Consider the following 2,746-nt stretch of genomic DNA (forward strand, 5'->3'; position numbering starts at 1 on the left):
GGAGCGGTCCGGACGCGTCGCGAGCGCCGCCTCGGCCCGGATCGCCATCGCCAGCACGTGCCCGGCCACCACGTCGTGCAGCTCGCGCGCCATGGCCTCCCGCTCCCGCTGCACGGCCTCGGTGCGGTCGCGTTCCGCGGCGGCCGCGGCGTCCTCGGCGCGTTGACGGTGCAGCTCCGCCAGCTCGTGCGCCTGCGAGACCGCGACCGCCCACCAGTAGTCGGTTCCGAAGATGGCCCCGAACTGCACTCCGAACAGCACGGCCACCGGCACGTCGACGTCGGCGAACAGCAGTGCGGCGAAGAACAGCGCCGCGGTCGCCGCGCCCAGAGAGATCAGGAGCACGCGGCGGCCGCGCGGTCCGGCGCGGAACGCCGCCATCCACAGCACGTCCAGCAGCACGACCAGGGTGCCGACGCCCCCCACGGTGAGCAGATCGGCGAGGAACAGCACCGCCACCAGCACCAGCACCGTCCACGGCCGTCGTGCCTTGCCGAGCGAGAGCACGCACGCCGGAACCGCGAGCACCAGCGCCCACCACGGCGACACGTCGTCCGACAGCAGCGAGAACGGGCCCCAGAGCCCGTGGAAGCCGAAAGAGGCCATGACCACGGAGAGCACCAGCGCACCGAGCGGATCCGCCCACCAGCGGTGGCGCCGATACCAAGCGCCGAGACCGCCCTCGCCCGGTTCGTGCATGACCTCATGCAACCACGGTGACCGCGGGGTCGCATCCGACGAAGGGATGAGGGTCGTGCGGCAGACGGTACTTTCGCCCGATCCGCCCGGCCGCGCCGGCCGCGACGGTGGAGGCATGGAACTCTTCGGCGGACTCCCCCTCCCCCTGTCGCTCGCGGTACTGGCGCTCATCGACGGGCTCAGCGTGGGCACCCTGCTGATCCCCGTCTTCCTGCTGCTGCACCCGGGGCGCGTGCGCGCCGGTCGCATCGTGCTGTATCTGGTGACGATCGCGGGGTTCTACCTGGCGGTCGGGCTGCTGTTCCTGTGGGGACTGGTGAACCTGGCGGACGTCGCCTCCGACTTCCTCGCGTCCCCGGCGGGGATGATCACGCGGCTGCTGGTGGGCGTCGCGCTGCTGATCACCGCGTTCGCGATGCCCACCTCGAAGCCCGCAGCGGTCGGCGATGGGGAGCGGCAGCCGCCGCGGGTGTCGCCGTGGACCGGGAGGCCGTCCGCCTCCGGTCGCGCCTCCGCGGCGACACCCGACCCGGCCCCGCTGTTTCGAGCGGCCGCCTCCGACCCGGAGCCCGAACCGCGATGGACCGGCGCGTCGTCCGATTCGTCCGTCGCCGCCACGGGTTCCGCTCTCGAACGCCCCGAGTCCGCGACCACGGGGCACGCACCCCCACGCCCTGGACGCCTCCTGCGGTGGCGCGAACGCCTGCTCGACCCGCGCACGCGAGGGTTCGCGGTGATGGCGGTCGCGATCGCCGCGGGGCTCGTCGAGGTCGCCACGATGCTCCCCTACCTCGTGGCCATGACGATGCTCGCCGACGCGGGTGTCGACACCCCGTTCCGCGTGCTCGCGCTGGTCGGCTATTGCGCGCTCATGATCGCGCCCGCCCTCGTCCTCCTGGTGCTGCGGCTCGTGGCGGCGCCGCTCGTGCAGCGCCCGCTGGAGCGCTTCGCGGCGTGGATGGAGCGCACGGGCGCCGAGAACACGGCATGGATCATCGGCATCATCGGGTTCCTGATCGCGCGGTCGGCCGCCACCGAGCTCGGGCTGTTCGACGCGCTCGGCGCGATCCTCTGAGCCGGTCGGCGCAGCGTCGGCGACGAAGTAGGCTCGTCGGGTGCGTCTCGTCATCGCCCGCTGCTCGGTGGACTACTCCGGCCGGCTCAACGCCCATCTCCCGCTCGCCACGCGCCTGCTCGTGCACAAGGGCGACGGGAGCCTGCTCGTGCACTCCGATGGGGGAAGCTACAAGCCCCTCAACTGGATGAGCCCGCCCTGCTCCCTCGCCACGGAGGTCCCGGGCGAGGAGGAGGCGACCGCCGGCGTCGTCGAGGTGTGGCGCGTCACGCACAAGAAGACGGGCGATGCGCTGCGTGTGCAGATCTACGAGATCATCCACGACTCGCAGCACGAACTGGGCATCGACCCCGGGCTGCAGAAGGACGGCGTCGAGGCCGACCTGCAGCGCCTGCTGGCCGAGCAGGTCGAGCTCATCGCCGAGGGCGCGACCCTGGTGCGCCGGGAGTATCCGACCGCCATCGGTCCGGTCGACCTGCTGGTGCGTGACGCGGAGGGCGCTGCGATCGCCGTGGAGGTCAAGCGCCGGGGCGACATCGACGGCGTGGAGCAGCTGACGCGCTACCTGGAGCTGCTGGGCCGCGACCCCCACCTCTCCCCCGTGCAGGGCGTCTTCGCCGCGCAGGAGATCAAGCCGCAAGCCCGCGTGCTCGCCGAAGACCGCGGCATCCGCTGCCTGGTGCTCGACTACGACGACATGAAGGGCATCGAGTCGGGCATCCCCCGGCTGTTCTGACGCCGCTCGCCGCGGTCAGCGCACGGAGATCAGCCGTCGCGGTGGGCCCTCCAGCCGGGCGACCGCGATCCTGACCTCGGTCACCTCGTGCTCGATCCCCGACAGCCGTTCCTCCAGGGCCCCGAAGCGCGCGTCCATGCCGGAGAATCGCTCCTCCACCATCGCGAACCGCTCATTCATCCGCGCATCCGACGCCGCGAACCGCGCATCCATCCGCTCTTCCATGCCCGAGAACC

Annotated in this window: 3 protein-coding genes and 1 pseudogene; 2 read left to right on the top strand and 2 right to left on the bottom strand. The window is 72.1% G+C overall.

The genetic code is table 11. The features are described from left to right. The coding region (locus tag DW299_RS09445) for a histidine kinase (protein ID WP_136036434.1) at positions 1–699 on the bottom strand (699 nt) is incomplete at its 3' end. Between the two features lie 115 nt (positions 700–814). Here DW299_RS09445 and DW299_RS09450 point away from each other — a divergent pair. Together DW299_RS09450 and nucS are read left to right on the top strand one after the other, a co-directional pair. Then, entirely contained in the window at positions 815–1,774 is a 960-nt protein-coding gene (locus DW299_RS09450; RefSeq protein WP_136036435.1) for a GAP family protein, read from the top strand. A 40-nt stretch (positions 1,775–1,814) separates the two neighbouring features. Continuing rightward, positions 1,815–2,510: an endonuclease NucS gene (gene nucS / locus DW299_RS09455; protein ID WP_136030957.1), complete on the top strand. Its 696-nt coding sequence runs from the start codon at positions 1,815–1,817 to the stop codon at positions 2,508–2,510. A 15-nt stretch (positions 2,511–2,525) separates the two neighbouring features. On the opposite strand, the pseudogene DW299_RS19040 reads toward nucS, so the two are convergent. Beyond that, positions 2,526–2,746 (bottom strand): annotated as a pseudogene (locus DW299_RS19040) (response regulator); the annotation flags it as partial.

Origin of the sequence: Microbacterium sp. K35 (assembly GCF_004794375.1) — a bacterium.
GTDB classification, from domain to species: Bacteria; Actinomycetota; Actinomycetes; order Actinomycetales; family Microbacteriaceae; genus Microbacterium; species Microbacterium sufflavum.

What these genes read in the sequence shown, in the direction of transcription:
- DW299_RS09450 (WP_136036435.1), top strand. Translation starts at nt 815, where the DNA reads ATGGAACTCTTCGGCGGACTCCCCCTCCCCCTGTCGCTCGCGGTACTG.